The 21,732-nt window shown below is 71.0% G+C and carries 19 protein-coding genes; 11 read left to right on the forward strand and 8 right to left on the reverse strand.

Features of this window, described 5'->3' with window-relative positions; all coding sequences use genetic code 11:
- Positions 1 to 11: 11 nt before the first annotated feature.
- From OG534_RS29600 to OG534_RS29610, 3 genes are read right to left on the reverse strand one after another with little or no spacing between them, the layout of a single operon-like run.
- Entirely contained in the window at positions 12 to 1,280 is a 1,269-nt protein-coding gene (locus OG534_RS29600; protein WP_326592070.1) for a TniB family NTP-binding protein, read from the reverse strand.
- A complete protein-coding gene (locus OG534_RS29605; RefSeq protein ID WP_326592072.1) occupies positions 1,277 to 3,334 on the reverse strand; it encodes a transposase in 2,058 nt (685 codons plus the stop codon). Before OG534_RS29605 ends, OG534_RS29600 begins: the two co-directional genes overlap by 4 nt.
- On the reverse strand, positions 3,334 to 4,179 hold the full coding sequence (locus tag OG534_RS29610) for a TnsA-like heteromeric transposase endonuclease subunit (RefSeq protein WP_326592073.1): 846 nt from the start codon (positions 4,177 to 4,179) through the stop codon (positions 3,334 to 3,336). Before OG534_RS29610 ends, OG534_RS29605 begins: the two co-directional genes overlap by 1 nt.
- Before the next feature lie 232 nt (positions 4,180 to 4,411).
- On the opposite strand from OG534_RS29610, the gene argC reads away from it, so the two are divergent.
- The 6 genes from argC (at position 4,412) to OG534_RS29640 (ending at position 10,281) form a co-directional block, all read left to right on the forward strand.
- Positions 4,412 to 5,440 (forward strand): N-acetyl-gamma-glutamyl-phosphate reductase, encoded by a 1,029-nt coding sequence (gene argC, locus OG534_RS29615; RefSeq protein ID WP_326592075.1) that lies wholly within the window; start codon positions 4,412 to 4,414, stop codon positions 5,438 to 5,440.
- A complete protein-coding gene (gene argJ, locus OG534_RS29620; RefSeq protein WP_326592077.1) occupies positions 5,437 to 6,609 on the forward strand; it encodes a bifunctional glutamate N-acetyltransferase/amino-acid acetyltransferase ArgJ in 1,173 nt (390 codons plus the stop codon). Before argC ends, argJ begins: the two co-directional genes overlap by 4 nt.
- Positions 6,606 to 7,547 carry an acetylglutamate kinase gene (gene argB / locus OG534_RS29625; RefSeq protein WP_326592078.1) on the forward strand — a complete coding sequence of 314 codons (942 nt, stop codon included), beginning with the start codon at positions 6,606 to 6,608 and terminating at the stop codon, positions 7,545 to 7,547. The genes argJ and argB overlap by 4 nt, the downstream gene beginning before the upstream one ends.
- Positions 7,544 to 8,749 carry an acetylornithine transaminase gene (locus OG534_RS29630; protein ID WP_326592079.1) on the forward strand — a complete coding sequence of 402 codons (1,206 nt, stop codon included), beginning with the start codon at positions 7,544 to 7,546 and terminating at the stop codon, positions 8,747 to 8,749. The genes argB and OG534_RS29630 overlap by 4 nt, the downstream gene beginning before the upstream one ends.
- 7 nt (positions 8,750 to 8,756) lie before the next feature.
- Entirely contained in the window at positions 8,757 to 9,293 is a 537-nt protein-coding gene (locus OG534_RS29635; protein WP_326592080.1) for an arginine repressor, read from the forward strand.
- 160 nt (positions 9,294 to 9,453) lie between these two features.
- Positions 9,454 to 10,281: a hypothetical protein gene (locus OG534_RS29640; RefSeq protein ID WP_326592082.1), complete on the forward strand. Its 828-nt coding sequence runs from the start codon at positions 9,454 to 9,456 to the stop codon at positions 10,279 to 10,281.
- On the opposite strand, the gene OG534_RS29645 is transcribed toward OG534_RS29640, so the two are convergent.
- Genes OG534_RS29645 through OG534_RS29655 form a run of 3 tightly spaced genes read right to left on the reverse strand, consistent with a single transcriptional unit; the run spans position 10,268 to position 13,097 of the window.
- Entirely contained in the window at positions 10,268 to 10,954 is a 687-nt protein-coding gene (locus OG534_RS29645) for a L,D-transpeptidase (RefSeq protein ID WP_374778224.1), read from the reverse strand. The two genes, OG534_RS29640 and OG534_RS29645, sit on opposite strands and share 14 nt — an antisense overlap.
- Positions 10,955 to 10,960: 6 nt before the next feature.
- Positions 10,961 to 11,542, reverse strand: coding sequence for a pyridoxamine 5'-phosphate oxidase family protein (locus tag OG534_RS29650; protein WP_326592084.1), 582 nt, complete (start codon positions 11,540 to 11,542; stop codon positions 10,961 to 10,963).
- 43 nt (positions 11,543 to 11,585) lie between these two features.
- Positions 11,586 to 13,097 (reverse strand): hypothetical protein, encoded by a 1,512-nt coding sequence (locus OG534_RS29655; RefSeq protein ID WP_326592086.1) that lies wholly within the window; start codon positions 13,095 to 13,097, stop codon positions 11,586 to 11,588.
- Between the two features lie 188 nt (positions 13,098 to 13,285).
- On the opposite strand from OG534_RS29655, the gene OG534_RS29660 reads away from it, so the two are divergent.
- Positions 13,286 to 14,479: an argininosuccinate synthase gene (locus OG534_RS29660; RefSeq protein WP_326592088.1), complete on the forward strand. Its 1,194-nt coding sequence runs from the start codon at positions 13,286 to 13,288 to the stop codon at positions 14,477 to 14,479.
- Positions 14,480 to 14,606: 127 nt separating this feature from the next.
- Complete coding sequence (gene argH, locus OG534_RS29665; protein WP_326592090.1) at positions 14,607 to 16,034, forward strand: argininosuccinate lyase; 1,428 nt, start codon at positions 14,607 to 14,609, stop codon at positions 16,032 to 16,034.
- Between the two features lie 151 nt (positions 16,035 to 16,185).
- Here the strand turns inward: argH and OG534_RS29670 are convergent, their stop codons facing one another.
- Positions 16,186 to 17,358: a hypothetical protein gene (locus tag OG534_RS29670; RefSeq protein WP_326592092.1), complete on the reverse strand. Its 1,173-nt coding sequence runs from the start codon at positions 17,356 to 17,358 to the stop codon at positions 16,186 to 16,188.
- Between the two features lie 100 nt (positions 17,359 to 17,458).
- Positions 17,459 to 17,968 carry an HAD domain-containing protein gene (locus OG534_RS29675; RefSeq protein ID WP_326592093.1) on the reverse strand — a complete coding sequence of 170 codons (510 nt, stop codon included), beginning with the start codon at positions 17,966 to 17,968 and terminating at the stop codon, positions 17,459 to 17,461.
- A 90-nt stretch (positions 17,969 to 18,058) separates the two neighbouring features.
- On the opposite strand from OG534_RS29675, the gene OG534_RS29680 reads away from it, so the two are divergent.
- From OG534_RS29680 to OG534_RS29690, 3 genes are all read left to right on the forward strand, one after another.
- Entirely contained in the window at positions 18,059 to 18,610 is a 552-nt protein-coding gene (locus tag OG534_RS29680) for a TetR/AcrR family transcriptional regulator (RefSeq protein ID WP_326592095.1), read from the forward strand.
- Positions 18,607 to 20,151, forward strand: coding sequence for an MFS transporter (locus tag OG534_RS29685; RefSeq protein WP_326592096.1), 1,545 nt, complete (start codon positions 18,607 to 18,609; stop codon positions 20,149 to 20,151). Before OG534_RS29680 ends, OG534_RS29685 begins: the two co-directional genes overlap by 4 nt.
- A gap of 79 nt (positions 20,152 to 20,230) precedes the next feature.
- Positions 20,231 to 21,706, forward strand: a complete 1,476-nt coding sequence (locus OG534_RS29690) for a membrane-associated oxidoreductase (protein WP_326592098.1) — start codon at positions 20,231 to 20,233, stop codon at positions 21,704 to 21,706.
- Positions 21,707 to 21,732: the final 26 nt, after the last annotated feature.

Genomic DNA, 21,732 nt, shown 5'->3' on the forward strand with positions numbered 1-21,732 from the left:
GGGTCCGCTCCTCAGGTGCCTGTGCTCGCGGCGGGGCCGTGATCGTCGAGCACTGTGTTCCTGGAACGTGTGCGCTTAGCCGAGCGGGGGCCCGTTGCGGCGTCGTGCTCGGTCGGTGGCGTATCGGGGATTTCACCGGCTCTCGGGTCACGGGTGGGGTCTCGAAGATTGATGGCGATGCCCTCAAGGAGTGGCTCCGTCAAACATTCCTTCTTTGAGTCGATGGCTTCCTGGCAGCCGTCCTCGATCAGCCGCTCCAGAAGGCCAACCACGCCGTTCGTGCGGTCGAATAGGTACTCGGGCATCCGACCTGCCGTGAGCATGCCGGGTGGGGCCTTCATCAGCCTGAGTTCATCTTCTACTCCGGCGAGATGCTCGACCCACGCAGCGATCTGTAGGTCAGTGTCGTAGTGGAAGCGGCCGAGCTCGACGAGGTCGAAGCGCCGTTCGGTTTGGGTCGCTTCCAGCCCGTGGACCTTGGTCTGAGGGGCGGCCGGGAAGGTCACCTGACCCGTTTGAGGATCGTGCCGGCCTTCCCGTAGCAGGCCTGATCCCGGGATGTCCACGCCGACCAGAACGAGGGTGATGTGCATGCTCATGAAGGCCCGGATCAGATCGAGCGTGTCCTGATCGTCGGCGCGGTGGAGGCGGAGCCTCGTAATATCGTCTAGTAGGAGCGCTTTTGTTCCATGGTCGTGCAGGGAGGCGGCGACCTGCCGGAGCAGGTCGGGCAGGTCCATGCGCGGGTTCAGCTGGGCGCCGTAGAAGTTGAGGATGGCCTTGCAAAGACTCTTCGGCTTGGCGGTAACGGGGGTCTGCACGTAGGCGACGGGGATGTGCAGGTCGCGAGTCCCGGGGACGGCATAGGGGTTGAGATCGTGGTGCAGCTTCCGCCACAGGTCCTCGAACGTCGCCAGGATCTCGCATCCTGTCTCCGTCTTGCCCTGGTAACCCCCGCCCGTGAGCATGACCCCCGCCCGGGTAGTCGGCTTGTGCTTGAGCGCATTGGCCATGACCCGTCCATGCAGGAGCTTGGTGACAGCCCTGGTCATCGGGGTGTCAAGCAGTGGCAGGTTGGCGTGGGTGGCGGCCCGGTGCAGATCGTGCAGCGACTTCTTCCGCGGGCTCAGCAGCCGCCATTCGGCCAGGCTCATGCGCGGAGCGGGCACGAAGTCTTTTCTTGTGCGCCGCCAGCGGTCCCAGCCTTCGGCCGTGTCCCGCATCGGCGGAGGACCCGGCAGGACGAACGGGACGGGGCTGTTGCCTCCCCGGGTGCTCACGATGCCTCCGGACTCGGCCCGTCGGCCTGCTCGGCATCGTCGGCGTCCTCGTCGGGCAGCACGAACATACTGTGGGCCCGAATCGCCTCGCCCAGTAGGGGTGGCGCCGTCGGCGGTTGTTTGACGGTAGCCTCCCGGCGCCGTTGCCGGTCCGCGGTGACAGCGCGACGGGCGCTGGCGGCCAGCTCGGACGGACGTGCGGGAGTGGGAAGCGCGCTCAACGGGACCGGTGGTCGGTCGGAGGCGGCGGCACGGGCCCGTGCGAGTTCGCGAGCCCGCTCGGATTTCTGCTTGGTGGTCATCTGGGTCGGCCAGGCCGACACTGGCGTGCGTGCGGCCACCAACTTCAGGAGAACCGGCAGGAGTTCCATATCGTTGCGCGGCTTGAGTCCAGCCCGTGCCGCGTCGTGCAGCACCTCGCGTACACGCGAGTCAGAGAAGGCCGGGATGTCGTCTCCTGGCGGCAGGCCGTTCCAGCTCAGGGCATGCCAGCGGCCGTGGTGCTCGGGGTCTTCGAAGTAGACCTGGCGGCAGTCCCGGGGGTCGCGGCTGATGACCCACTTGCCCGCGTGCCGCCCACTGCGGCCGGAACGCTGACCACGGTAAGGGTCCAGGGCCGGGTCGGTGCCGCCGTACCAAAGTCCGCCGATCTTCACCCCTCTGCGCCGGTCGATCTTCACGAAGTGGGCAGGCAGGAGCTCATAATACAGACTTGGTTCGGGGATCTCCAGGCTGATTCCGTCGCGAGCAGCCGCTGCCGTGAACAGCGTGTTCGGGCTGTGCCGGCCTCCCGGATCCCAAGCGGGCGCGTACTGGTCAAGTTTCCGGTTCTGCCACACCGCAACGATCCAGGTCGCCAACAGATGTTCCATCTCTGCCAGCGTCCAGACCGCGTCGCCCTCCGGGTCCACCCCACGGTCGGCCACGTCGACGCCTCGGTAGCCGAGCAGGAGCTCCAGCAGCAGCGACTGGACCCCGGCGAATGCTCGTTCGCAGGCGGCCTTGTCGCTCGGTCGCATCGCGCGAGCAGGCAGCAGCTCGATCTTCAACGTACGTGCGACCTGGACGATTTGGTGGTTCTTGTAGACGCTGCCGTGATCGCTGGTCATCGTCTCTGGCGCGAAGAACGGCAGACCCGCCACCCGATACCCAGCGCACTCGGCCACCAGCGCAGCCGGAACACCCGGGTAGGGCCACTCCAATTCCTCACCCCAGTCCGGGCGCATCGGCAGCGGCAGCAGCACATCCCGCAGCAGCATCGCCACCTCCACCGACGAGTCGGACACCGGGGTGAGGCGGAAGGCGACCAGTGAATGGGAATAGGCGTCCAGAGCAAGCGTGAGGTGGACGGAGATCGGCTCGCCGAAGACATCGTCGAGTACCTTCACGGGCAGTGGCGTGGTGTCGAGCACAATCACCTGCCCCGGCCGCAGGATCACCACCTTCGCCTTCCCCGTCTCCACCGCCGCAGCGGAGCGGAGATAACGCTGCCGTGCTCCCTCAGTGCCGAACCACTCCTTCCAGACTCTCGCCAACGTCGAGTAGTGCGGAACGTCCACCACCTTCCCCTTGGCTTTGAACTTCTCCTGCACGTACTGGTGGATCATCCGCTCCTTCGTTTTCATGCTCACCTTCGAGCGGTGCAACGACTCGGCGTGAACAGCGCGGATTGCCTCGGCGATCTCCTCGCTGATGGTCCAGCGGCCCCGCAGGGGCGGCGTCCACCGTCCGTCTGCAAGTCCCATCACCCCGTGCTCGTCGTACTGGGCGGCCAGGCGCTCGAGCGTGCGCTCACTCATCCACTCCAACCCCAGCTGCTTTGCCTCCTGGCGGTCGAGGTCCTTCAACTCGGCCGCCTTCGCCCGTCGGCGCTCGGTCAGCGTGGTCCGCTCCGGGTCGTACTCGGGTTTGGGCTCGCCAGGTCGGGCCCAAGCCCGGCTGCCGCTGCGATAGCCCGTTTCCACCTCCAGCAGATGCGCCATCCGGATCTGGGCCCGTACCAGATCGTGCTCTGCAAGATCTTCATCACGTGACCGCTGCCGGCCACCGTTCATCACGGCCTCCCCACCGGGTAGATCCACGCGGCATCATCCAGCGGCAGAGACAGATCCATCGCCAGTCGGCCGTGCCAGAGCAGGTGAACGGCATGCGCACGGGCCACAGCCGGAAGCGAGGTCTCTTCCACCAGCTCGCCGAACCGTCGCGGGCGTTCCCGGGCCGCCTCCAGGAGTTCGGTTTGGAGCCCGAGCCGGTCGGACATCGGGCGCCGCCGCGCGGACAGCGCATCAAGACCGGTCAGGACCTGGCGGCGCCAGCCGGCCGCCACCAGGTAGTGCCATCCCACTGCAACGGCCGCCCGATCGGTCGCGGCGAACTTCAACAGATCCTTGTCCTTGATCAGGTGTGCGGGCCGGACGTCGATCAACAGAGCCGTTTCGTGTAAGAGCACCAGGAAGTCGGGGGTGTGGTCCTGACTGCGGCCGTCTTTGGTCGTGAACTTCAGCCTGAAAGGCTGTGACAGCACTTCGGTCCACCCGCTGACGAAATCCAAGGCGAGCAGCAGATTGCGCTCGGCCAGACTCTCGAAGCCATGCATCCGTCCTGTGGCCAGCAGGTACTGCAGTCCGGGGCGATGCCGCTGCCCCGCCCGCCAGGTAAATCCGCGCACCGGCACCGATGCGACCGCTGGCACGCTGGCCAGCTCCTGGATTGGGCTGATCACGTCCGCCTTCTCCGTCTTCCACCGCGCCGTCCACCGCCGCGGCCATGCCGGCCCCGTATCCAAGCTCTCCACGGCTGCTGGATCGATGGTGTACGGCGCAACAAGATCGCGCAGGGAACAGCTATGCGACCACACCGGGCGGGATTCGTTTTCCGGCGTACGGGCCGAAGGCTTCATGGCTCCAGCACAGTGCAGACCGTCCCTCTCTGGCGTGGGTTCACGTGAAGACCGCACAGTAGAGAGATGGGGCCGCTACCCTGCCCGTCATCTGAGCTGATCAGACCCGCCAGGTCAGATGCTCAGCCGCCAGATCGGCTGCACAGTCACATGAAGCCGGCCCGCAGAGATCCAGATCGTTGCATAAACGTGCGGAAGTACGTATAGTCATGCCATCGATGAGGAGGGTCCGATGGTGGTACGTGTAGCGGTGGCCGGAGCGAGCGGGTACGCGGGCGGGGAAGTCCTGCGCCTGCTGCTCTCGCACCCCGAGGTGGAGATCGGCGCGCTGACCGGCAATTCCAACGCCGGCCAGCTTTTCGGCTCCCTGCAGCCGCACCTCGTGCCGCTCGCCGGGCGGACCCTGGAGGCGACCACCCCGGAGGTCCTCGCCGGCCACGACGTCGTCTTCCTCGCTCTCCCGCACGGCCAGTCCGCCGCCGTCGCCGCCCAGCTCGGCGACGACGTCCTCGTCGTCGACATGGGCGCCGACCACCGGCTCAAGGACTCCGCCGACTGGGACAGGTTCTACGGCGCCCCGCACGCCGGGACCTGGCCCTACGGACTCCCCGAGCTGCCCGGCGGCCGCGCCGCACTGGAGGGGACCAAGCGCATCGCGGTCCCCGGCTGCTTCCCCACCGCCGTCTCCCTCGCGCTCTTCCCCGCCTACCAGGCGCAGCTCGCCGAGGCGGAGGCCGTGATCGTCGCCGCCACCGGAACCTCCGGCGCGGGCAAGGCCCTCAAGACGCACCTGCTCGGCGCCGAGGTGATGGGCTCGGTGACCCCGTACGGCGTCGGCGGCGGCCACCGGCACACCCCCGAGATGGTGCAGAACCTGAGCCCGCTCGCGGGCCGGCGCGTCTCGGTCTCGTTCACGCCCACCCTCGTACCGATGGCGCGCGGCATCCTCGCCACGTGCTCGGCCAAGGCGCTCCCCGGCACCACCGCCGAATCGCTCCGCGCCGCCTACGAGAAGGCGTACGCCGACGAGCCCTTCGTCCACCTGCTGCCCGAGGGCCAGTGGCCCTCCACCAAGTCCGTCCACGGTTCCAACGCCGTCCACGTCCAGGTCGCCCACGACGAGTCCGCCCAGCGGATCATCGCCGTCAGCGCCATCGACAACCTGACCAAGGGCACCGCCGGTGGCGCGGTGCAGAGCATGAACATCGCCCTGGGGCTCCCCGAGAGCCTGGGTCTTTCGACGATCGGAGTCGCACCGTGAGCGTCACGGCAGCACAGGGATTCACGGCAGCCGGCATCGCTGCCGGGATCAAGGCCAACGGCAACCCGGACCTGGCCCTCGTGGTCAACCACGGGCCGCGTCTGGCCGCCGCAGGCGTCTTCACCTCCAACCGCGTCAAGGCCGCCCCGGTGCACTGGTCCGAGCAGGTCCTGCGGGGCGCCGCCGTCAGCGCCGTCGTCCTGAACTCGGGCGGCGCCAACGCCTGCACCGGCCCCAAGGGCTTCCAGGACACGCACACCACCGCCGAGAAGGTGGCCGACGCCCTGAACCGGCAGGGCCCGGGCGGGGAGTTCAACGCCGGGGAGATCGCGGTCGCGTCCACCGGCCTGATCGGCGTCCTGCTCCCCATGGACAAGCTGCTCCCCGGCATCGAGACCGCGGTCGCGGCCCTGTCCGAGGACGGCGGCGAGGACGCCGCCATCGCGATCAAGACCACCGACACCGTGCACAAGACGGCCACCGTCTCCCAGGGCGGCTGGACCGTCGGCGGCATGGCCAAGGGCGCAGGCATGCTCGCCCCGGGCCTGGCCACCATGCTCGTCGTCATCACCACCGACGCCGACCTGGACAGCGCCACCCTCGACAAGGCGCTGCGCGCCGCCACCCGCACCACCTTCGACCGGGTCGACTCCGACGGCTGCATGTCCACCAACGACACGGTGCTGCTGCTCGCCTCCGGTGCCTCCGGCCAGGTGCCGGCGTACGAGGAGTTCGCCGAGGCCGTGCACAAGGTCTGCGACGACCTGGCCCGCCAGCTGATCGGCGACGCCGAGGGCGCCAGCAAGGACATCCGCATCGAGGTCATCGGCGCGGTCAGCGAGGACGACGCGGTCGAGGTCGGCCGCTCCATCGCCCGCAACAACCTGCTCAAGTGCGCCATCCACGGCGAGGACCCCAACTGGGGCCGGGTGCTCTCCGCCATCGGCACCACCAAGGCCGGCTTCGACCCGGACCGGCTGAACGTCGCCATCAACGGCGTCTGGGTCTGCAGGAACGGATCGGTCGGCGAGGACCGCGGCCTGGTCTCGATGAAGGACCGCGAGGTACGCATCACCGCCGACCTCGCCAACGGCAGCGAATCGGCCGTCATCTGGGCCAACGACCTGACCGCCGAATACGTCCACGAGAACAGCGCGTACTCGTCATGAGCGACGAGAAGGCCGGCCAGCCCGGCACCTCCGGTACCGCCCGCAAGCACACCGCCCTGCCCAAGGCAGAGATCCTCATCGAGGCCCTGCCCTGGCTCACCCGCCACAACGGCAAGATCGTCGTCATCAAGTTCGGCGGCAACGCCATGATCGACGAGGACCTCAAGGCGGCCTTCGCCCAGGACGTCGTCTTCCTGCGCCAGGCCGGCCTCAAACCGGTCGTCGTGCACGGCGGCGGCCCGCAGATCAACGCCCAGCTCGACAAGCAGGGCCTGGTCAGCGAGTTCAAGGCGGGCCTGCGTGTCACGACCCCCGAGGCCATGGACGTCGTACGGATGGTCCTCGCGGGCCAGGTCCAGCGCGAGCTGGTGGGGCTGCTCAACCAGCACGGCCCGCTCGCCGTCGGCATGACCGGCGAGGACGCGCGCACCATCACCGCGACCAAGCACAGCCCGGAGATCGACGGCGAGATCATCGACATCGGCCGGGTCGGCGAGATCACCGCCATCGACACCGGCGCGATCGAGGCGCTGCTGGCGGACGGCCGGATCCCGGTGATCTCCTCCATCGCGGGCAGCGCCGACGACCACCACGTCTACAACGTCAACGCCGACACCGCGGCCGCCGCGCTCGCCGCCGCACTCGGCGCCGAGACGCTGATCATCCTCACCGACGTCGAGGGCCTCTACGCCGACTGGCCCCACAGCGACGAGGTCATCAGCCGGCTCACCGTCGGCGAGCTCGAAAAGCTGCTGCCCGAGCTGTCCAGCGGCATGGTGCCCAAGATGGAGGGCTGCCTGCACGCCGTGCGGGGCGGCGTCGGCACCGCCCGCGTGCTCGACGGGCGGGTCCAGCACTCGATCCTGCTGGAGATCTTCACCGACTCCGGAATCGGCACGATGGTCGTGCCCGACCACCAGCCAGGGGGAACAGCATGACGAAGGGCACCGGCAACCAGGAATACGGCGCGCGCTGGCAGGGTGCGCTGACCAACAACTACGGCACCCCCGCCATCGCCCTCGTCCGCGGTGAGGGCGCCCAGGTGTGGGACGCCGACGGCACGCAGTACACCGACTTCGTCGGCGGCATCGCGGTCAACGCGCTCGGCCACGCGCACCCGGCGATCGTCGAGGCGGTGACCGGCCAGATCACCACGCTCGGCCACGTCTCCAACCTCTTCATCTCCGAGCCGGTCGTCGCGCTCGGCGAGCGGCTGCTCCAGCTCGATGGCCGCCCCGGCAAGGTCTTCTTCTGCAACTCCGGCGCCGAGGCCATCGAGGCCGCCTTCAAGATCGGCCGGCTGACGGGGCGGACCCACATGGTCGCCACCGACGGCGGCTTCCACGGCCGGACCATGGGCGCCCTCGCGCTCACCGGCCAGCCGAAGAAGCAGGCCCCCTTCCTGCCTCTGCCGGGCGAGGTCACGCACGTCCCGTTCGGTGACGCCGATGCCCTGCGGGCCGCCGTCACCGAGGAGACCGCGCTCGTCGTCATCGAACCGATCCAGGGCGAGAACGGCGTCGTCGTGCCCCCCGCCGGATACCTGACGGCCGCCCGCGAGATCACCCGGGCCACCGGCACCCTGCTCGTCCTCGACGAGGTCCAGACCGGCATCGGCCGGTGCGGCCAGTGGTTCGAGCACCAGGCCCACGAGGGGGTCGACCCCGACCTCGTCACCCTCGCCAAGGGGCTGGGCGGCGGACTGCCGATCGGCGCGGTGGCCGTCTTCGGCGCCGCGGCCGACCTGCTCCAGCCCGGCCAGCACGGCACCACCTTCGGCGGGAACCCGGTCGCCTGCGCCGCCGGCCTCGCCGTCATCGACACCATCGCCACCGACGGCCTGCTCGACCAGGTCAAGGCGCTGGGCGAGCGGCTGCGCTCCGGGATCGAGTCCACGGGCCATGCCCTGGTCTCCCACGTCCGGGGCGCCGGACTACTGCTGGGTATCGTGCTGACCGAGCCGCTCGCCGCGCAGGTGCAGCAGGCGGCTCAGGACGCCGGCTTCCTGGTCAACGCGCCCGCCCCCGACGTCGTCCGGCTGATGCCCCCGTACGTACTCACCGAGGCCGAGGTGGACGCGTTCCTCCGGGTACTGCCCGGCATCCTCGACGCAGCCAACGGGGACGGATCCGGAGAATGAGACGACGATGAGCCAGTCGCAGGACAACGAGCACGGCGGACAGGCCGTCCCGCAGACCCGCACCGCGCGTCACCGCCGGATCGTGGACATCCTCAACCGGCAGCCGGTCCGCTCCCAGAGCCAGCTCGCCAAGCTGCTCGCCGACGACGGGCTGAGCGTCACCCAGGCGACGCTCTCCCGCGACCTCGACGAGCTGGGCGCGGTGAAGATCCGCAACACCGGCGGAGAGCTGATCTACGCGGTACCCAGCGAGGGCGGCTTCCGCACCCCGCAGGCGCCGCTCGGCGAGTCCGCGAAGGAGGAGCGCATGCGGCGCCTCTCCGGGGAGCTGCTGATCTCCGCGGAGGCCTCGGCGAACCTCGTGGTCCTGCGCACCCCGCCGGGTGCGGCGCAGTTCCTCGCCTCGGCGATCGACCAGGCCGAGCTCCGCGAGATCCTCGGCACGATCGCCGGCGACGACACCCTGATGCTGATCAGCCGCGACCCGGCGGGCGGCCAGGCCCTCGCCGACCACCTCCTGCGCCTGGCGCAGAAGGAGAGCTGAGCGGGGAGGCCCGCGGGGAGGCCCGGGGCGCCGGAAATCCCGGTGCCGCAGCGGCGTTCGCCGACATAGCCTCGAGGCGTGCGCCAACTCGCCCTCGCCGTACTGGTGTCCGCCGTGACCGCCGCCGTCTACGGGCCCATCGCCCTGCTGTGGTGGCGCCGTGCGCGGGTCCGCAGCCCGGACGCTCCGGCTCGTCGCCGCCGTCGAGCTGGAGCCGTACCACATGGCCCTGTTGCGGCAAGAGGCGACCGAGGCGGCCGCCGCCGAACTCGTCCTCGGCGGGTACCTCCGGATCGACGAAGAGGGTGCCGCGTTCCTGACCGAGCAGGGCCGCGACCCCGCCCGGGCCCCCGCCCACCCGATGCCCGCCGCCCTGCTGGAGGCCGTACGCCGGCACGATCCCGAGCCCGTTTCGATCGGCTGGATCGGCTGGTGCGACGACGGGTACCTGGAGCGGCGCGGCGCGTACCGGAGCGAACGGGACGCTCTGCTGCCCGAGCTCCCGCGGATGCCCCACGGCACGGGGAACCAGTTGCCGGCCTGCTGCAGTTGTGTGGGCATCGTCCTGGTGATGTTCTTCTGGGTCCTGGCGAGCGCGCTGCTGGTGACCGGTCGCCCGCACGGTCTGCGGGAATGGGCCTGCGCCGTGGTGGCCGCCCTCGGTCTGTCGGCGCTGCCGCCGGCCGAGAAGGCCGGCAGGGTGGTCCGGGAGCGCACGGAGCGCGGCGACCCGCTGGGCGACCTGGTGCGCTCCGAGCCGCACCCGGCCTTCGTGGCGCTGGACGAGGAGCAGCGCATGCTGGTGCTGCGGAGCATCGGCGACCGCCACACGTGGCGCGGCGCCGACACGGTCGTCCACGAGGAGGCCGGCGACGAGGCCGACGAGGACGACGAATGGCTGGACGACAAGGTCTGGTGGGAGGACGCGTACGAGTACCGGGCCACCGACGAGGACGAGCCCGAGGCCACCCCTCCTAGTAGCGGGTGACGGCGAGCGGACCCTCCTGCGTGCCGATCGCGATGTGCGGGCGCCGGCGCGGGTCCGCCCAGCGCAGGATCGCCCGCATGGCACGCTCGGGCACCGACACGCAACCGGCCGTCGCCCCCTTGCCGTTGACGTGCAGGAAGATCCCGGCGCCCCGGCCGCGTACGGGCCGGTCGTAGTTGAAGGCGATGAGCAGCGCGTGCGCGTACTGCTTCTCGTACGTCACCAGGTGCTCGGCCTCGCCCGGCGCGCAGTCCGCGGGCAGCGGCTCCACCCAGCGGTTGTAATCGGCGGACGCGTTGTCCTGGCACCACCAGGAGTCGCCCGTCACCCGGCGGTAGCCGTACTCCGTCCCGGCCGGCGCCCGCCGGATCCCGAAGGCGTACGGGAGTTCGTACAGGCCCGTCGGCGTGGTGCTGGTGCCCTGCTCCCGGGTCGCGCCGTCGGTGAGGCCGTTCGCACCGAAACGGGCGGGCGCGCTGCCGGCCTCGTGCCAGCCGCCCGCCCACCGGTCCCACCAGGTCACCCGGCCGGTCGTGGAGCCGGGCGCGGGCGCGACGGCGGTGATCAGCTGACTGCCGCCGCCGGTGTCGGCGAGACGGGCGGGCAGCGGCGCGGGGCCCTGTGGGAGCAGGGCGGTGACGATCAGTGAGCCGGTGACGAGAGCGGTACGCAGCACATGTCAGACGGTACGGGCCGGAAGGGGCAGAGGCAGCGCAGGCAGGCCGTCGACGCTCGTCCCGATGAAATCCTTCTTCTCGCAGTACGCGGCGAACTCCTCGTCCGTCTTGCGGCCGAAGTACTCCGCGTGGAGGGTGCGCTCGCCCTGGTACTCCATGAGCGGGACGGCGTACCCGCACACGTCGGCGATCCGGCGGGCGTGGACGAGGATGATCGCCCGCGCGGCGGGTCCGTCGGCCTCGCCGAAGAGGGCGATCAGCTCGGCCCAGCGCGGGTCGTCGCGGAAGACCGCCTCGCCGTCGCCGTGGATGCGCACGATGTTCGGCGGCCCGCTGAACGCGCACCACATGAGGGTGATCCGGCCGTTCTCGCGGACGTGGGCGATGGTCTCGGCGCCGCTGCCGCCGAAGTCCAGGTAGGCGAGCCGCTCCTCGTCGATGACGACGAGGGTCCCGGCGCGGCCCTTGGGGGACAGGTTGACGTGACCGTCACCCGCGAGCGGGGCGGTCGCCGTGAAGAAGACCGGCTGCTCCTCGATGAACTTGCGCAGCCGGCCGTCTATGCGTTCGTGAAGTTTTCCCATGATTCGATTATCGGCGCAGATGGTCGGGGTGGGCGGACGACTTTCAGTGGGTGAGACCCAGCCGGGCCCGCCGCAGGGCCAGTTCGTGGTCGTCGAAGAGCTTCGCGGAGCGCTTGAGGAGCGCGGCCAGTTCCGCCGTGTCCGCCTGCCGGGTGAAGCGGGTCAGGAGCCAGTCCCAGCCGCGCACCGTCGCCCGGGCCGTCGTGCGTGTCTTCGGGTCCCAGTCGTCGATCAGCGCGACGCTCGCCCGCAGCGCGTGGATCCCGCCCTGCGCGCGCAGCAGGCGGAAGGCGGCCCGCCGGGTGTGCAGGGGCCCGCGCAGGGCCGCTCGCTCGGCGAGGTGCGCGGGGTCCAGTCGGGCGGCCGCGGGCAGCAGGCTCAGGGCGGCCTCGCGGGCCACGGACGCCGCCGGGTCGTCCAGCAGGGCGAGCAGGACGGAGTCCTCGACCGCGGCGTCCCGGCGGCGCAGCCCGGCCAGCGCGGCGGCCCGGACCCGGCCGACGGGGTGTGCCAGCAGCTCCCGCAGCAGGGCCGTGTCCTCGCGGCCGCCGCATTCGGCGAGTCCGGTCACCGCGTACGGGGACGGCCCGGCGGGGTCGGCGATCAGCCAGCGGTACTGCTCGCGAGGGTCGCCGCCGTCCTGGCCGACCAGCCACCGGGCGCACGCGCGGACGAGTTTGGAGCCGTCGGCGAGGTGCCGTGTGCCCTCGGCGGCCCGGCCGGCCCGGCGCAGGGCGGTGACCCCGGCGGCGCGGACGGCCGGAAGCCGGCTGCCGGTCAGGGCGTCGGTGACGGCGTCGGTCACGGCGTAGGCCTGTCCGCCGCCCGGCCCGTCGGCTCCCGGTGCGGCCGGTGCCGGCGGTGCGGCCAGGGCGGCCAGGGCGGCCAGGGCGGCGTCGGTCCAGAGCCCGGCCGTCACCGGGTCGAGCTCGGCGGCGGCCCGCCGGGCGCACTCCAGGGGGTCGACCGGACCCGGGCCGGTGAGGGCAAGCCGGGTGGCGAACCGCCGGGTCTGCGGGTCGGGGCCGGCCAGGAGCGCGGAGAGGACGTCGGCCGCGCCGGCCGGAGCCGCGCGGGGCCGGCGCAGGTGCCACCAGGGGGCGTGCGCCGCGGCCCGCCCGCGCAGCGCGCCCTCGAACCGGTCCAGGATCCACCCGCCGTGTTCACGCCGGCCGAGCCGCAGCGCGAGCGGGGTCAGGGCGAGCAGGGTGTCCTCCGGGTGGGCGGACAGGGCCCGCTCCAGGGCCGCGCGGGCCCGGTCGCGCACAGGCGCCACCGTGTCGGCGGTGCGGATCGCGACCAGCTCCGGCGGGGCCTGCGGATCGTCGAGCGCCGCCTGGCGCGTCCACCCCCGCGCGTGGCAGAGCCGCAGCTCCACGGTCGCCGCGAGCGGGGGCGGCCCGTAGCCGACCGTGTGGCGGACGTGCTGGTCGAAGGCGAGCCAGACCTCCGGTCCGGACCCGGGCGGCGGCCCCCCGGCCGCGCGGCCGTCCACCAGCTCCTGCGCCAGGGCGCGCCCCCTTGCGGCGTCCCCGCTGCGTCCCGCGCCGTCCATCGGCCGTGCCACCCCTCTCCCGTCGATGTTCCGGGCCCGATCGTAGGCGGCGGCCAGGGGGTCGGGCGCGGAATATCCAGCCTGGTCACAGGCGTGCCGAGAGGCATCGATTGACGAAACATACGGAGCAGTGCATAGTTATGCCTGTCGTTGGATGCACTGTGTGGATGCACCGTAAGGAGGAACCCGTGACCGAGCGCGTCGTACTCGCCTATTCGGGCGGACTGGACACCTCAGTCGCCATCGGCTGGATCGCCGAGGAGACGGGTGCCGAGGTCATCGCCGTTGCCGTGGACGTCGGCCAGGGCGGTGAGGACCTCGACGTCATCCGCAAGCGGGCCCTGGCCTGCGGCGCGGTCGAGGCCGAGGTCGCGGACGCCAAGGACGAGTTCGCCGAGGAGTACTGCCTCCCGGCGATCAAGGCCAACGCCCTCTACATGGACCGCTACCCGCTGGTCTCGGCCCTCTCCCGGCCGGCGATCGTCAAGCACCTCGTCGCCGCCGCCCGCAAGCACGGCGCCTCGACCGTCGCCCACGGCTGCACCGGCAAGGGCAACGACCAGGTCCGCTTCGAAGCCGGCATCGCCGCCCTCGGGCCCGACCTCACGTGCATCGCCCCGGTCCGCGACTACGCGATGACCCGCGACAAGGCCATCGCCTTCGCCGAGAAGGCCGACCTCCCGATCGCCACCACCAAGAAGTCCCCGTACTCCATCGACCAGAACGTCTTCGGGCGCGCCGTCGAGACGGGCTTCCTGGAGGACATCTGGAACGCGCCGATCGAGGACATCTACGAGTACACCTCCGACCCGGCCCTCCCGCGCGAGGCCGACGAGGTCGTCATCTCCTTCCGGGCCGGCGTGCCGGTCGCGATCGACGGCAGGCCCGTCACCGTGATCCAGGCCGTCCAGCAGCTCAACGAGCGCGCCGGAGCCCAGGGCATCGGCCGGATCGACATCGTCGAGGACCGGCTCGTGGGCATCAAGTCCCGCGAGGTGTACGAGGCCCCGGGCGCCATCGCGCTGATCACGGCCCACCAGGAGCTGGAGAACGTCACCGTCGAGCGCGAGCTGGCCCGCTACAAGCGGCAGGTCGAGCAGCGCTGGGGCGAGCTGGTCTACGACGGCCTGTGGTTCTCCCCGCTCAAGCGGGCGCTGGACGGTTTCATCAACGAGGCCAACCAGCACGTCACCGGGGACATCCGGATGACCCTGCACGGCGGCCGCGCCGTCGTCACGGGCCGGAAGTCGGACGAGTCGCTGTACGACTTCAACCTCGCGACCTACGACTCGGGCGACACCTTCGACCAGTCCAAGGCCCAGGGCTTCATCGAGATCTTCGGTCTCTCCTCGAAGATCGCGGCCCGCCGCGACCTCGCCTGATCCGCACCGCCGTACGGACCGCCTCCCCGTTACCTCCGCGGCGGGGAGGCGGTTGCACATCCGAAGCCTCGACGGGCCCGACGCCCGTCAGGCAGTCAACGCCATGCAGTCTTGAGGAGCAGTAGCTGTGAGCAGCAACAACGGTGACGTCCGGCTCTGGGGCGGCCGCTTCGCCGACGGCCCCGCCGAGGCCCTCGCGAAGCTGTCCGCGTCGGTCCACTTCGACTGGCGCCTCGCCCCGTACGACATCGCGGGCTCCCGCGCCCACGCACGCGTGCTCCACAAGGCGGGCCTGCTCACGGCCGACGAACTCGACCGCATGATCGCCGGCCTCGACCAGCTCGAAGCCGACGTGACGAGCGGCTCCTTCACCGGCACCATCGCCGACGAGGACGTGCACACCGCGCTGGAGCGCGGCCTGCTGGAGCGCCTCGGCGCCGACCTCGGCGGAAAGCTGCGGGCTGGGCGGTCCCGCAACGACCAGGTGGCCACCCTCTTCCGGATGTACCTGCGCGACCACGGCCGGATCATCGGCGGGCTGATCGCGGACCTCCAGGACGCGCTGGTCGGCCTCGCCGAGACGCACGCGGACGTGGCGATGCCGGGGCGCACCCACCTCCAGCACGCGCAGCCGGTGCTCTTCGCCCACCACGTACTGGCCCACGTGCAGTCCCTGTCCCGGGACGCGGAGCGGCTGCGGCAGTGGGACACCCGGACCGCGGTCTCCCCGTACGGCTCGGGCGCCCTCGCCGGCTCCTCGCTGGGCCTGGACCCGGAGGCGGTCGCCGCCGACCTGGGCTTCGAGCGGGGCTCGGTCGGCAACTCGATCGACGGCACGGCCTCGCGCGACTTCGTCGCCGAGTTCGCCTTCATCACCGCGATGATCGGGATCAACCTGTCCCGGATCGCGGAGGAGATCATCATCTGGAACACGAAGGAGTTCTCCTTCGTGACGCTGCACGACGCCTTCTCGACCGGGTCGTCGATCATGCCGCAGAAGAAGAACCCGGACATCGCGGAGCTGGCGCGCGGCAAGTCGGGCCGCCTCATCGGCAACCTGACCGGCCTGCTCGCGACCCTCAAGGCGCTGCCGCTGGCGTACAACCGGGACCTGCAGGAGGACAAGGAGCCGGTCTTCGACTCCTGCGACACCCTCGAAGTCCTGCTGCCGGCCTTCACCGGCATGATGGCCACCCTCACGGTCAACAGCGAGCGGATGGAGGAGCTGGCCCCGGCGGGCTTCTCGCTCGCGACCGACATCGCGGAGTGGCTGGTCAAGCAGGGTGTGCCGTTCCGGGTGGCGCACGAGGTGGCCGGCGAGTGCGTCAAGGTCTGCGAGGGCGAGGGCATCGAGCTCGACCAGCTGACCGACGAGCAGTTCGTGAAGATCTCGGAGCACCTGACCCCCGAGGTCCGGACCGTCCTCAACGTCAAGGGCGCCCTGGCCTCCCGCAACGGCCGCGGCGGCACCGCCCCGTCGGCCGTCGCGATCCAGCTCACCGAGCTGAAGGCCGACCTGGTCATCCAGCACGCCTGGGCGGAGCACAAGCAGTAGCCGCCCCGGCGCCCACGCCGCCCGCCGCCCTGCGGCCCGCACGCCCGCCGGATTCCCGGCCCGGGCCTGTACGTCCGCACGCGGCGGGATGCCCGGAGGGGCGGTCGGAGCCTTGTGCTCCGGCCGCCCCTCCGGCGCGTCCGCCTCCGGCTCAGTCGAGCGGGTGGTCCGGCTCGTAGTTGGTCAGGACGCAGCCCTCGACCTTGGACTTCTCCAGCCGGTACCCCGACGGGGCGGAGAAGCCGGGAATGCAGTTCAGGTACAGGAACTGCAGCTGGTAGAGGCCGTGACGGGACGAGGGGCTGTTGGTCTCGACGGCGATGTTCTCCCCGACGAGCAGCCGGCTCGCGGTCTGCTTCAGCTTGCCGTCGTCCTTGAAGTCGGCCAACTGGGCGGCCTTCGCCTTGGTCTGGAGCTGCTTCATGTCCCCGACGGTGTCGAGCCAGCTCAGGTTGCGGGCGCGCTGCGCCCCGGCGGGCTCCCCGCACAGGGCGCGGCCCGTCACGCCCCAGTCCAGGGCGTTGCCCTCCACCACCGGCGCGTAGTCGATCGACTGGATCGCGACGGCGTCGGGGTCGGTCGAGAAGTTCTTCTTGCAATCGAGGCTGTTGCCCACGAGCCCCCGCAGCTCGGCGATGCTGCCGGCGCGCGGGAGCCCGAGGCTGCCCGTCTTCGGCTGGCCCAGCTTCTCGCCCCCGCCCGCAGGATCCTGCGGGGTCTCGAGGTTCGGGCTGCCCGATCCGTCCTCGGAGCCGACGAAGTCGCTGAGGTTGCAGTGTTCGACCAGCGGCTTCTCCCGCTTGTAGCCCTTGGGGACGGGAGCGCCCGGGTTGCACGTCAGGACCCGCAGGTCGGAGCGGACCAGCGCGAGCGCCGTCTTGGTGCTCGTCGGGAACGCGACGAAGCCCTTGCCGATCAGGACCCGGCTCTCCAGCCCGTACGCGCCGTCACCGCCGTCCATCCTGTCCAGCACGTACTTCTTGTAGCCCTCCTGGAACTGCTTCATGTCCGCGGGAACGGCGATGACGATCTCGCCCTGCCGGACCTTGTCGCTGCAGACGCCCAGTTCCTTCACCGACCACTGCCCGGCCTTGGGGAAGTCACCCGCGGGCATCCGGGGGTCGCCGGGCTTGTCGCTCAGGTCGTCGCAGTTGGCGAACTGCCGCAGGTACCGCTGTGCCTCGGCGAGCGGGCCCGTGTCGGTGGCGGCGGCCGTGGACGACGCTGCAGCCGGTGCGTCCGGCTGTCCGTCCCCCTTGCACGCGGCGAGTGGGGTGAGACAAGCGAGGGCGGCGGTCGTGGCAAGGATCCGCTGAAGGCGCATGGGTCGCTTTCGTCGGTACGGTCGGGGGGCATGCGCATGCTAAGTCGCGGCTGGAGCATGATCAAAACCCTGGCCCGCGGTGCCCGTTCGCCGCTCCGCCTCACGCGGCCCAGTCCGCCAGTGCGTCGAAGTCGGTGCGGGTCAGGCCGATCTGCTCGTCGATGCGCAGCAGCAGCGTCTGCGCCGGGTGGTACTGGTCGACGTACTCGCGGTCCATGGCCGTGATGTCGTCGTCGATCCACGCGAAGGGCCGCTCGCCCGCGTACTCCAGGATGTACTGGGTCTTCCAGAAGGTGCCCCGCGGCGCCCGGCCGTGCATCACCGGCCAGTCGATGAACGGGAGCCGGGGCAGCCCCAGGTGCGGCGCTATCCAGTCGTTCGCCTCGTCCTTCCACGTGGTGGCCCAGACCAGCTCGTACGCGTCCGCCAGCGCGAGCAGCTCCGCGCCGTGGCCGTGGTTCAGCCAGACCCGCAGGGGCTTCGCGCTCTCGGCCTCGGTCCAGCCCCTCGGGCGCATCCGGTGGGTGGAGTAGCCCCCGGGGCGGCGCTGGGCCTTGGCCGCGTAGGGGTTCAGGGGTCCGTCGACGTCGATCAGCAGCAGGGGCTTCATCTCGGCATGATTCCGTTCCGGCCGCCCCTAGGGCAGCTCATTTATGAAAAGAGTGAGACGCTGATGTCTCATTTGGGGTATGCTTGTCTCATGGCCATGGATCGTGACCAGGTGCTCCGCGACGCGGCGGCCCTGCTCTCCCGCAAATCGACCGCCACGATGGACGAGGTCGCCCGAGCCGCCGGAATCGGCCGCGCGACCCTCCACCGTCACTTCGCCGGGCGCGACGCCCTCGTACGGGCCCTCGAAGAGCTCGGCATCCGGGAGTTCGAGGTGGCCTTCGACAACGCCCGCCTCGACGAGGGCACGGCGGTGGAGGCGCTCAGGCGCCTGGTCGCCGAGGCCGAGTCCAACGCCGGCCTGCTCGCCTTCCTCGTCACCGAGAACCAGCTGTTCGAAGGTGACGAGGTCAACGAGGGCTGGGCCCGGCTCGACGCCCGCGTCACCGCCCTGTTCCGGCGCGGCCAGGAAGAGGGCGACATCCGGATCGACCTGAGCCCCGCATGGCTCACCGAGGCCCTCTACGGCCTCATCGGCAGCTGCGCCTGGGCCGTCATGGACGGCCGGGTCGCCGCCAAGGACTTTCAGTACATGATCATCGAGCTGCTGCTCGGTGGCGCCCGACGGAGTGTGGAGAAATGAGCCGTACCGAACAGCTGAGCCGTCAGACGGGAGTGGAGGGCAAGAGCAGGGGGCGCTGGCTCGCGCTCTCCGTGCTCGTCCTGGCCGTGCTGCTGGTCGCGGTCGACGCCACGGTCCTCGGCCTCGCCACGCCCTCACTCAGCGAGGACCTCAAGCCCTCCGGCACCCAGCTGCTGTGGATCGGCGACATCTACTCCTTCGTCATCGCCGGACTGCTGGTGTCGATGGGCTCGCTCGGCGACCGAATAGGCCGCAAGAAGCTGCTCCTCATCGGCGCCACCGCCTTCGGCGCCGTCTCGGTCCTCAACGCCTACGCGACCAGCCCCGAGATGATGATCGTCGCCCGGGCCCTGCTCGGCGTGGCCGGCGCGACCCTGATGCCGTCCACCCTCGCGCTGATCCGCAACATCTTCCACGACCCCAAGGAGCGCAGCCTCGCCATCGGCATCTGGGGCGCCACCGCCTCGGCCGGCGCGGCCGTCGGACCGGTCGTCGGAGGAGCCCTGCTCCAGCACTTCTGGTGGGGCTCGGTCTTCCTGATCAACCTCCCCGTGATGATCGCACTGGTCCTCGTCGGCATCAAGCTGCTGCCCGAGTCCAAGAACCCGGTCGCCGGCCCCTGGGACCTGGTCAGCGTCGGTCTCTCCCTCGTCGGCGTGATCGGCGTGGTGTACGCCGTCAAGGAAGCCGCCACCCACGGCCTGACCTGGGAAGTCGCACTTTCCGCGCTGCTCGGCGCGGGCGCGCTGTACGCCTTCGTCCGCCGCCAGTTCACCCTGCCGTCCCCGCTGCTCGACATGCGGCTCTTCAAGCACCGCGGCTTCTCCGGCGCGGTCCTCGCCGACCTGCTCACCGTCTTCGGCCTCTCCGGACTGGTCTTCTTCCTCTCCCAGTTCCTGCAGCTCGTCCAGGGCCGCGACCCCCTGGAGGCGGGCCTGGCCGAACTGCCCGCCGCCATCGGCGCGGTGGCCACCGGTCTGGTCGCGGGCCGGTACGCCCGCCGGTACTCGGTACGGACCGTCGTGGCCGGCGGCCTCGCCGCCATCGGCCTGGCCCTCGCCGTCCTGACCGTGGTCCACAAGGAGAGCGGCTACCCGCTGCTCGGCGCGGCCCTGCTCTTCGTCGGCCTCGGCGCCGGCTTCTCCTTCACCGTCACCGCCGACGTGATCCTCTCCAGCGTGCCCAAGGAGCAGGCCGGTTCGGCCTCCGCCGTCTCCGAGACGGCGTACGAACTCGGCGCCGCCCTCGGCATCGCCCTGCTCGGCTCCATCGTCACCGGCGTCTACCAGGGCTTCACCGCCCCGGCCTCCGTCGCGGGCCCGGTCGCCGACGCCGCGCACGAATCCCTCGGCGGGGCCGTCGAGGCCGCCAAGGCGCTGGACCCGCACACGGCCGGGCAGATGGTGGGCGCCGCCCAGGAGGCCTTCGTGGACGGACTGCGGCTCGCCTCCGGCGTCGGCGCGGCCGTACTGCTGGCCACCGCCGCGGCCGCCTGGTTCCTGCTCAAGGGCCAGAGGCTCCAGGACGGCATCGAACACTGACGCCCCGCCGTCTTCGGCCAAGAGGTGGTGTCCCGGACGGAGTTGACAGTCCGTCGAACCGCGGGACACCATCCCGGCGATGGAGATCAACGATCTGACCCCGGCCGAGCGCCGCGTGTGGGAGGCCTTCCCGCGCGGTGACGGCGTCGACTTCCGCGAACACCCCGACGACAGCTCCGTGGACGGAGCCGGCTGGGGGCCGGAGCGCACCGTCCGGGCCGAGGTGCTGCGGGCCCTGCTGCTGGGCGCGGGCCGCGCGGAGGAGGGCCGGGTCGCCGGCCTCAAGATCAAGGGCGCCAGGATCGTCGGCAAGCTCGACCTCCGCTACGCGGTCGTCGACCACCCCATCCGGCTGCGCGACTGCTGGTTCGAGCGCAAGCCCCTGCTGTACGGGGCCCAGCTGAAGGCCCTCGTCCTCGGCTACTCCACCCTGCCCGGCCTCACCGCGGCCACCGTGCGGGTCGACGTGGTCCTGCGGCTCTCCTGCTGCCGCATCACCGGACCGGTCCGGCTGCAGGGCGCCAAGATATCCGGCGGCCTCTTCCTGCAGGGCGCGGTGGTCGGTCCCACGACGGGCGAGGAGGCGGACGAACCCCCGCTCCAGCTCAACCACGTGGAGATCGGCACGGACATCATCGCCAACGACCTGACCGTCCACGGCCAGCTGCGCCTCAACGGCGCCGTCGTCGGCGGCCAGATCAGCCTCGACAACGCCCGCCTGCTCCACCCCGGCGGCATCGCCCTGCACGCCGAGACCCTGGCCGTCGGCACGGACCTGCGGGCCCACCGCCTGGAGGCCCGCGGCATGGTCAATCTCACCGGGGCCCGGATACCCGGCCAGCTCAACCTCGCCCGCGCGGTCTTCGCCAACCCCGGCGACACCGCCCTGCGCGCCTCCAGCTGCGCCGTCGGCGAGGTGTGGCTGCGGGGCTGCGACCGGATCCAGGGCATGGTCAACCTGCGCCGCTCGCAGTTCGACATGCTGCACATACCGCCCGAGACCTGGCCCGAGCAGATCCGCATCGACGGCCTGACCTACCGCACCCTCGCCCCGCACCTGCCCGCCGAGGAGCGGCTGCCCGCCCTGGAGCGCGAGGAGTCGGGCTACCTCCCGTACGCCTACGAACAGCTCGCGGCGGCCTACCGTACGGCGGGCGACGAGGCGGCCGCCCGGACCGTCCAACTCGCCAAGCTGCGCAGGCACCGCCGCACCCTGCCCCGGCACGCCCGCGTGTGGGGGCTGCTCCAGGACGTCACCGTCGGCTACGGGTTCCGGCCGCTGCGCGCGGCGGGCTGGCTCCTGGCGCTGCTGCTGACCGGGACGATCGCCTACTGGATCGAGCGGCCGCGGCCGCTGAAGGCGGGGGAGGCACCGGACTTCAACCCGGTGTTCTATACGCTCGACCTGATGGTGCCGATCATCAGTTTCGGCCAGGAACAGGCCTTCGCGCCGACCGGCTGGCACCAATGGCTGTCGTACCTGCTGATCGTGACCGGCTGGATCCTCGCCACCACCACGGCGGCGGGCGTCAGCCGGTCACTCCAGCGGCAGTGAGGACGACGGGCGCGGGGCGCGGGCTC

Origin of the sequence: Streptomyces sp. NBC_01294, from assembly GCF_035917235.1 — a bacterium.
GTDB lineage: Bacteria > Actinomycetota > Actinomycetes > Streptomycetales > Streptomycetaceae > Streptomyces > Streptomyces caledonius.

What these genes read in the sequence shown, in the direction of transcription:
- OG534_RS29605 (WP_326592072.1), bottom strand. Translation starts at nt 3,334, where the DNA reads ATGAACGGTGGCCGGCAGCGGTCACGTGATGAAGATCTTGCAGAGCAC.
- OG534_RS29610 (WP_326592073.1), bottom strand. Translation starts at nt 4,179, where the DNA reads ATGAAGCCTTCGGCCCGTACGCCGGAAAACGAATCCCGCCCGGTGTGG.
- argC (WP_326592075.1), top strand. Translation starts at nt 4,412, where the DNA reads ATGGTGGTACGTGTAGCGGTGGCCGGAGCGAGCGGGTACGCGGGCGGG.
- argB (WP_326592078.1), top strand. Translation starts at nt 6,606, where the DNA reads ATGAGCGACGAGAAGGCCGGCCAGCCCGGCACCTCCGGTACCGCCCGC.
- OG534_RS29630 (WP_326592079.1), top strand. Translation starts at nt 7,544, where the DNA reads ATGACGAAGGGCACCGGCAACCAGGAATACGGCGCGCGCTGGCAGGGT.
- OG534_RS29635 (WP_326592080.1), top strand. Translation starts at nt 8,757, where the DNA reads ATGAGCCAGTCGCAGGACAACGAGCACGGCGGACAGGCCGTCCCGCAG.
- OG534_RS29650 (WP_326592084.1), bottom strand. Translation starts at nt 11,542, where the DNA reads ATGGGAAAACTTCACGAACGCATAGACGGCCGGCTGCGCAAGTTCATC.
- OG534_RS29655 (WP_326592086.1), bottom strand. Translation starts at nt 13,097, where the DNA reads ATGGACGGCGCGGGACGCAGCGGGGACGCCGCAAGGGGGCGCGCCCTG.
- OG534_RS29670 (WP_326592092.1), bottom strand. Translation starts at nt 17,358, where the DNA reads ATGCGCCTTCAGCGGATCCTTGCCACGACCGCCGCCCTCGCTTGTCTC.
- OG534_RS29675 (WP_326592093.1), bottom strand. Translation starts at nt 17,968, where the DNA reads ATGAAGCCCCTGCTGCTGATCGACGTCGACGGACCCCTGAACCCCTAC.
- OG534_RS29680 (WP_326592095.1), top strand. Translation starts at nt 18,059, where the DNA reads ATGGCCATGGATCGTGACCAGGTGCTCCGCGACGCGGCGGCCCTGCTC.
- OG534_RS29685 (WP_326592096.1), top strand. Translation starts at nt 18,607, where the DNA reads ATGAGCCGTACCGAACAGCTGAGCCGTCAGACGGGAGTGGAGGGCAAG.
- OG534_RS29690 (WP_326592098.1), top strand. Translation starts at nt 20,231, where the DNA reads ATGGAGATCAACGATCTGACCCCGGCCGAGCGCCGCGTGTGGGAGGCC.